The sequence below is a fragment of the Streptomyces sp. MBT65 genome (assembly GCF_016612545.1).
Classification (GTDB): domain Bacteria; phylum Actinomycetota; class Actinomycetes; order Streptomycetales; family Streptomycetaceae; genus Streptomyces.
Genome location: NZ_JAENRY010000430.1, coordinates 1 through 7,286, shown reverse-complemented (window position 1 = coordinate 7,286; position 7,286 = coordinate 1). Strand labels below are relative to the sequence as shown.

General features: G+C 71.1%; 6 protein-coding genes. 4 read left to right on the top strand and 2 right to left on the bottom strand.

From position 1 onward, the window contains the following. Positions 1–42: 42 nt before the first annotated feature. Complete coding sequence (locus tag JHN63_RS47200) at positions 43–1,911, bottom strand: ABC transporter ATP-binding protein (protein WP_200691306.1); 1,869 nt, start codon at positions 1,909–1,911, stop codon at positions 43–45. A gap of 205 nt (positions 1,912–2,116) precedes the next feature. Here JHN63_RS47200 and JHN63_RS47195 point away from each other — a divergent pair, with 205 nt between their 5' ends. The 4 genes from JHN63_RS47195 to JHN63_RS47180 are packed head-to-tail and all read left to right on the top strand — an operon-like array spanning position 2,117 to position 5,694. Next, a complete protein-coding gene (locus JHN63_RS47195) occupies positions 2,117–3,028 on the top strand; it encodes an ABC transporter ATP-binding protein (protein ID WP_200691305.1) in 912 nt (303 codons plus the stop codon). Next, complete coding sequence (locus tag JHN63_RS47190) at positions 3,025–3,759, top strand: ABC transporter permease (RefSeq protein ID WP_200691304.1); 735 nt, start codon at positions 3,025–3,027, stop codon at positions 3,757–3,759. The genes JHN63_RS47195 and JHN63_RS47190 overlap by 4 nt, the downstream gene beginning before the upstream one ends. 26 nt (positions 3,760–3,785) lie before the next feature. Next, positions 3,786–5,054, top strand: a complete 1,269-nt coding sequence (locus tag JHN63_RS47185) for a sensor histidine kinase (RefSeq protein ID WP_200691303.1) — start codon at positions 3,786–3,788, stop codon at positions 5,052–5,054. Then, a complete protein-coding gene (locus tag JHN63_RS47180; RefSeq protein WP_200691302.1) occupies positions 5,047–5,694 on the top strand; it encodes a response regulator transcription factor in 648 nt (215 codons plus the stop codon). The genes JHN63_RS47185 and JHN63_RS47180 overlap by 8 nt, the downstream gene beginning before the upstream one ends. A 21-nt stretch (positions 5,695–5,715) precedes the next feature. On the opposite strand, the gene JHN63_RS47175 is transcribed toward JHN63_RS47180, so the two are convergent. Next, positions 5,716–7,119 carry a sulfatase gene (locus tag JHN63_RS47175; RefSeq protein ID WP_200691301.1) on the bottom strand — a complete coding sequence of 468 codons (1,404 nt, stop codon included), beginning with the start codon at positions 7,117–7,119 and terminating at the stop codon, positions 5,716–5,718. Positions 7,120–7,286: the final 167 nt, after the last annotated feature.

Genomic DNA, 7,286 nt, shown 5'->3' with positions numbered 1-7,286 from the left:
CGGGGGTGTCGTCGGTGGTGGGCGCCGATGTGGTGGGGGCGGTCATCGCTCGTCCTCCGGCCGGTCGTGCGGTTCGGATCCCGACATGAGATACGCGTACTCCGCGTTCGTCCGCAGCAGTTCCTGATGGGTGCCGACCGCCGTGATGCGGCCGTCGGACAGCAGGGCCACGCGGTCGGCGAGGAGGACCGTGGACGGGCGGTGGGCCACGATCAACGCCGTGGTGTCGGCGAGGACGTGGCGCAGGGCGGCTTCCACGGCGGCCTCGGTGTGGACGTCCAGCGCGGAGAGCGGGTCGTCGAGGACGAGGAAGCGGGGTCTGCCGACCACCGCCCTTGCCAGCGCGAGGCGTTGGCGCTGGCCGCCGGAGAGGCTGAGGCCCTGTTCGCCCACCTGGGTGTCCGTGCCGTTCGGCAGTGCGTGGGCGAAGTCGGCCTGGGCGACGGCCAGTGCGCGCTCCAACTCCGGCTCTCCCGCGCCCTCTTCGGCCCCCATCAGGACGTTCTCGCCGACGCTTGCCGAGAACAGGGTGGGTTCCTCGAAGGCCATCGCGACCAGTTCGCGCAGCGTTTCCCGGGGCATGGCGGTGATGTCCTCGCCGTCCAGGGTGATGTGGCCGGAGGTGACCTCGTGGAGGCGGGGGACGAGGGCGGTGAGGGTGGTCTTGCCGGTGCCGGTGGCGCCGACCAGTGCCATGGATTCGCCGGGTTTGATGTGCAGGTCTATGCGGTCGAGGGTGGGTGGGGAATCAGGCGGGGCGTCTGGGTAGCGGAAGGAGACGGAGGAGAATCGGATGCCGTCGATTTCGGGTGCGGGTTCGTTGTGGCTGGGTGCGCCCCGCGGCGGAGCCGCAGATTGATACAGCCTCGCGCCCCTTTGGGGCGCCCCCGCTGAGGGCATCAGATCGATCTCCGGGGTTTCGTCCATCACCTCGAAGTAGCGCTCCGTCGCCGTCGCCGCCTCCTGGCTCATCGCCAGGAGGAAGCCGATGGACTCCACCGGCCAGCGCAGGGCGAGGGCCGTGGACAGGAACGCCACCAGCGTGCCCGCCGACAGGTCGCCGTCCGCCACCTGCACCGTGCCCAGGACCAGCGTCGCCCCGAGGGCCAGTTCGGGCAGGGTGACGATGACGCCCCAGATCATGGAGAGCAGGCGGGCCTTGTGGAGTTCGGTGCCGCGCAGGGTGTGGGAGAGGGCGCGGAAGGCGCGGGCCTGGCTGCGGTGGCGGCCGAAGCCCTTGATGATCCGGATGCCGAGGACGCTCTCCTCGACCACCGTCGTCAGATCGCCGACCTGGTCCTGCGCGAGGCGGGCCACGTGCGCGTACCGCCGCTCGAAGACCACGCACATGACGATCACCGGCACGGCCGGTCCCAGGATCACCAGTCCCAGGGTCCAGTCCTGGAGCAGCATGATGATCACGCCCGCCAGGATCGTCACCGCGTTGACCAGCAGGAATGTCAACGGGAAGGCGAGGAACATGCGCAGCAGCATCAGGTCGGTGGTGCCCCGGGAGAGGAGCTGGCCGGAGGGCCACCGGTCGTGGAAGGCCACCGGGAGTCGCTGGAGGTGCCGGTAGAGATCCGCCCGCATCTCCGCCTCGACCCGTGACAACGGCCGCGCGACCAGCCACCGCCGCAGCCCGAACAGGCCCGCCTCCGCGAACCCGAGCAGCAGCAGATACAGCGCCCCGAGCCACACGCCCGCCGTGTCCCGGTCGGCGACCGGCCCGTCCACCATCCACTTCAGGACGAGCGGGAACACCAGCCCCGTACAGGACGCGACGACGGCCACCCCGGCCGCGGTGAACAGCCGTATCCGCACGGGGCGGACGTACGGCCAGAGCCGCAGCAGTGAGCGCACGGCGGAGCGATCGGGGTGGTCCTCGGTGGCTGCATGTGTCGTCGACATCATGGGCGAGCCTACGGACCACCACTGACAGTGCCCACCGAGTTTTGACCCGACCTGAATCCGCCGCTGGTCCTACGACCTGCGGGTCCGAGGGGTCGTACACCACGGGCCGAGGGGTCGTAGCACCGCATCAACCGATCGGTTGATGTCCGGTCGAGCGCGATGGCCGATGTGCCGGACCCCGCGTTCCCGGGACCCTCGGAACATGTCAGCCACACCTGTCATCGAAGTCACCGCACTGCGCAAGTCCTACGGCGGCCGGGCCGTCGTCGACGGGGTCTCGTTCGCCGTCGAGGAGGGCGAGATCTTCGGGATCCTCGGCCCGAACGGCGCCGGCAAGACCACCACCGTCGAGTGCGTCGAGGGCCTGCGCGTCCCGGACGCGGGCCGGGTCCGGGTCACCGGCCTCGACCCCGTCGCCGACCACGAGGAGGTCGCCCGTGTCCTCGGCGCCCAGCTCCAGGAGAGCGAGCTCCAGGCCAAGCTCACCGTCCGTGAGGCGCTGGAGCTGTACGCGGCCCTCTATCCGCACCCCGCCGACTGGCGACCGCTGGCCGAACGGCTGGGCCTGACCGCGAAGTTGACCACCCGCTTCGCGAAGCTCTCCGGCGGCCAGAAGCAGCGCCTGTTCATCGCGCTCGCGCTCATCGGCAACCCGCGGGTCGTCGTCCTGGACGAGCTGACCACCGGGCTCGACCCGCGCGCCCGGCGCGACACCTGGCAGCTCATCGAGGACGTGCGGGCGAGCGGGGTCACCGTCCTGCTCGTCACCCACTTCATGGAGGAGGCGCAGCGGCTGTGCGACCGGATCGCCGTGATCGACAAGGGCAAGGTCGCCGCGCTGGACACCCCGGAGGGGCTGATCCGCCGGTCGGCCGGCTCCACCGTCATCAGCTTCACGCCCTCCGCGCCCCTGGACGACGGCGATCTGAACGCGCTGCCCGCGCTCACGTCCGTGGCCCGCAAGGACGGCCGGATCACGCTCTCCGGCTCCGACGAGACCGTCAACGCCGTCATCACCCTGCTCGCCCGGGGCCACATCACCGCCCACCAACTCCGCGTGTCCGACGCCACGTTGGACGACGCGTTCCTGGACCTGACGGAGGTCACCGCATGAACACCGCAGTGCTGCGCACCGAGCTGCGCCTCTTCCGCCGCGAACCGGGCGCCCTCTTCTGGATCCTGCTCTTCCCCACCCTGCTCCTGGTGATCCTGGGTTCCATCCCGGGCTTCCGCCACCACGAGGCCGACCTCGGCGGCCTGCGCACGATCGACGTGTACGTCCCGGTCACCGTCCTGCTCGGCATGATCGTCGGCGGGCTCCAGTCGATGCCGCAGACCCTCACCGGCTACCGCGAACGCGGCATCCTCCGCCGCATGTCCGCCACCCCGGTCCGCCCCTCCGCCCTGCTCTCCGCCCAGATGGTGGTCTACGGCACGGCGGCCCTGGCCTCCGCCCTGTGCGCGCTGCTCGTCGGTCGCCTCGCCTTCGACGTACGGCTCCCCAAGCAGGGCTTCGGCTATCTCCTCGCCCTGCTTCTCGCGATCCTCGCCGCGCTCGCGCTGGGCGCGGTGGTCTCCGCGCTGTCCCGGACCACGAAGATCGCGGGCGCGATCGGATCGGCCGTGTTCTTCCCGATGATGTTCTGCGCGGGCGTGTGGATCCCGGTGAACTCCATGCCGGACGTCATGGCCCGGATCGTCGGCTACACGCCGTTCGGCGCCGCCGCCGAGGCCCTGAACCGGGCGGCCGCCGGGAACTGGCCGGGCTGGACACATCTGGGGGTGCTCGCGATGTGGACCCTGCTGCTGACGGGCGCCGCCTCGCGCTGGTTCCGCTGGGAGTAGGGGAGGCGGCCGTGCAGACTGGGGAGATGACCACCAGGGACCGGCAGATCGACCGCCGCTGGGAGCAGCTGCACACATGGGGGCCGTACGGGCTGCTCGGTATCAGTGTCGTCCTCGCGGTCGCCTCCTCCGGCCTGTTCGACCACAGCACCGCCCAGTGGTGGGCCGGCTGGTCCCTGGCCGGTGCCGCGCTCGTCCTCCAGCTGGGGTGGCACGCCACCCGTGTCCGCCGCCCCGGCCGCGGCCGGACCCCCTCGCGGACGGGGACGGCGTACTACGTCGTCCGCTGGGCCATCGCCTTCGTCCTCACCTGGATCGACCCGTTCTTCGCGTTCTACGCCGCCTCCGGATTCATGGACGCCGACGAACTGATCCCGGGCACGGTGGGGCAGCGGGTCGGGCTGTTCGCGAGCGCGGTCACGGTGGCCGGTGCGCAGGCCGGCGGTCTGCCTTTGGGGAACGGGATCCAGTGGATCCTCTTCGCGGCGCTCGTACTCGCCAACTCCGTCCTCCAGATGGCGATCGCCCACATGACCGAGCAGGAGGCTCGACGCGCCCGTGAGCGCACCGAGACCATCACCGAACTCGAACGCACCAACACCGCCCTCCAGCAGGCCCTCGACGAGAACGCCGCCCTTCACGCCCAACTCCTCGTCCAGGCAAGGGAAGCCGGGGTCGCCGACGAACGCCGGCGGCTGGCCGCCGAGATCCACGACACCATCGCCCAGGGCCTGACCGGCATCATCGCCCAGCTCCAAGTCGTGGCCAACGCACCCGACTTGACGACCGCCCGCACCCACCTCGACCGCGCCTCCACCCTCGCCCGGCACAGCCTCGGCGAGGCCCGCCGCTCCGTGCAGAACCTCGCGCCCATCGCCCTGGAGCACGACGGACTGCCCGAGGCGCTGAAGAACACGGTCGCCGAGTGGGGCGAACGCACCGGCGTCCGCGCCGAGTTCACCGTCACCGGCACCACCGAACAGCTCCACGACGAGGTCTCCGCCACCCTGCTGCGCATCGTCCAGGAAGCCCTGTCGAACGCGGCCCGGCACGCCCGCGCCACCCGCGTCGGCGTCACCCTCTCCTTCGTCGGGGAAGAGGTCCTCCTCGACATCCGCGACGACGGGCAGGGCTTCGACCCGCTCGCCCTGCCCGAACGCACCCGCACCGGCGGCTTCGGCCTCGACGGCATGCGGGCCCGCGCCGAGCGCATCGCGGGCACGCTCGCGGTCGAGTCCGAGCCCGGTCACGGCACGGCCCTGTCGGCTCGCGTACCGTTGGTCCGCCATGAGTGACGACTTGCTGATCTCCGTTCTGATCGTCGACGACCATCCCGTCGTACGGGACGGTCTGCGCGGCATGTTCGAGTCCGCCCCCGGATTCCGCGTCCTGGGCGAGGCGGCGAACGGCGTCGAGGCCGTGCAGCGGGCCGCCGCCCTCGACCCGGACGTGATCCTGATGGATCTGCGGATGCCGGGCGGCGGGGGAGTCGACGCCATCCGTGAGCTGACCCGCCGCGCCGCCCGCGCGAAGGTGCTCGTCCTGACGACGTACGACACCGACTCCGACACCCTCCCCGCGATCGAGGCGGGCGCGACCGGCTATCTCCTGAAGGACGCGCCCCGCGACGAACTGTTCACCGCCGTCCGCGCGGCGGCACAGGGCCGCACGGTCCTCTCGCCCGCCGTCGCCTCCCGGCTGGTCTCCGCGGTCCGCAGCCCCCAGAGCACCCCCGGCAACGAGGCGCTCTCCGCCCGCGAACGCGAAGTGCTGGCCCTGGTCGCCAAGGGCACCTCCAACCGCGAGATCGCCCGCGAACTCTTCATCAGCGAGGCGACCGTGAAGACCCATCTCACCCATCTGTACGGCAAGTTGGGCGTCAAGGACCGCGCGGCGGCCGTCGCGGTGGCGTACGACCGGGGGATTCTCGGCTAGTTCGGGTCCTGACTCGGGGTCCTAGCTCGGATAGGGGAGCAGGCCGGCGGCGATCTGCTCCCAGGACGCCTTCAGTTCGGCGAGCAACTCCGGCCTGTCTGGGGCGAGATCGGCCTGTTCGCGCAGATCGGCGCCGAGGTCGTAGAGGTGGTCGTCGCCGTCCTCGTCCTGGTAGTACTTCCAGTCGCCGCGCCGCAGCGCCCGGTTGGCCCGCACCCGCCAGAACAGGTCCCGCTCGGGCGGCTGTTCACCCTTCAGCAGATAGCCCACGAGGCTCGTGCCGTCCAGCGGGTACGCCGGGTCGGGACGGGCACCGGCCAGCTCCAGGAAGGTCGCGGTCCAGTCGGGGGAGAAGTTCGGCTCGTGGCTCACCTGGTTGCCGTCGATCCGGTGCGGCCAGCGCACGATCGTCGGCACCCGGATGCCGCCCTCCTGGAGCACGAACTTCTCACCGCTCAACGGCCAGAGGTAGGACCAGCGTTCACCGCCGTTGTCGCTGGCGAAGTACACCAGCGTGTGCTCCTCCTGCCCGGACCGGCGCAGCGCGGCCAGCACCTCACCGACGGCCGCGTCGAGGCTCTCGACCATCTCCGTGTACTTCGCGACCGAACCGCCGTCGTAGTGGTTGAGCGCGTTGCTGATCTCCGCCTGGCTCCCGGCCGCCCGGATCTTCGCGGCGATCTCGGCGCCGGTCTCCGCGTCGCCCTCGGCGAGCCAGGGCCAGTGCGGGGTGGTGAAGTTGAGGTTCAGCAGCCACGGCGTGTCGTGGGCGCGGCTGACGTACTCCACCGCCCGCTCGGTCAGCACCTGGGTGTAGTAGCGCAGGTCCTGGTAGGTCGCGTCGCCCTCGTACAGGTCGTAGTCGCCGAGCTGGCCGAGCTTGGAGAAGTACTCCAGGACACCGCCGTGGTTGCCGAAGAACTCGTCCCAACCCGACTTCGTGGGGCTGTAGTCGGGCAGCCAGCCGCAGTGCCACTTGCCGATCAGGGCGGTGGAGTAGCCCGCCTTCTTCAACAGCGAGGCGAGGGTCGGGTGGCTCGGGTCGAGCCCCTGGGTCCGGCTGGCGATCGGCTCGGCCAGTCCGCCCGGCGTACGGCCCGGATAGCGCCCGGTGTACAGGCTGAACCGGGTCGGCGAGCAGGTCGCGGAGCCGGAGTAGGCGTCCGTGAAACGCACCCCCTGCCGGGCCAGCCGGTCCAGGTTCGGCGTCTTGATGTGCGGGGCGCCGTAGGAGGAGAGGTCGGCCCAGCCGAGGTCGTCGCCGAGGATGACGAGGAGGTTGGGGCGCTTGCCGGAAGCGGCCGGGCGGGCCGCGAACGGACGCTCCGCGGGAGCCGCCTCGGCGGTGGCGGCCGTACCGGCGACGGCGGTGACGGCACCGCCACCGACCAGGCCGGCGAAGGCGCGGCGGGATATCTCAGGCATACGAGGTCCTTGTGGGGAAGACGACGGAAGGCGGCGGAAGCCGTGGGGGGCGTGTCTCCATGTGATCAGCCGGCCCGCCCCAAGCCCAGCCGTCCGCCCGGGAGTTCACGCACCTGAAACGTCGCCCCGGCCCACCCCCGCGCCCCTCAGCCGACCCTCAGCAACAG

Excerpts from the sequence above, each read along its gene's own strand:
- JHN63_RS47195 (WP_200691305.1), top strand. The coding sequence starts at position 2,117 with ATGTCAGCCACACCTGTCATCGAAGTCACCGCACTGCGCAAGTCCTAC.
- JHN63_RS47200 (WP_200691306.1), bottom strand. The coding sequence starts at position 1,911 with ATGTCGACGACACATGCAGCCACCGAGGACCACCCCGATCGCTCCGCC.
- JHN63_RS47185 (WP_200691303.1), top strand. The coding sequence starts at position 3,786 with ATGACCACCAGGGACCGGCAGATCGACCGCCGCTGGGAGCAGCTGCAC.
- JHN63_RS47175 (WP_200691301.1), bottom strand. The coding sequence starts at position 7,119 with ATGCCTGAGATATCCCGCCGCGCCTTCGCCGGCCTGGTCGGTGGCGGT.
- JHN63_RS47180 (WP_200691302.1), top strand. The coding sequence starts at position 5,047 with ATGAGTGACGACTTGCTGATCTCCGTTCTGATCGTCGACGACCATCCC.
- JHN63_RS47190 (WP_200691304.1), top strand. The coding sequence starts at position 3,025 with ATGAACACCGCAGTGCTGCGCACCGAGCTGCGCCTCTTCCGCCGCGAA.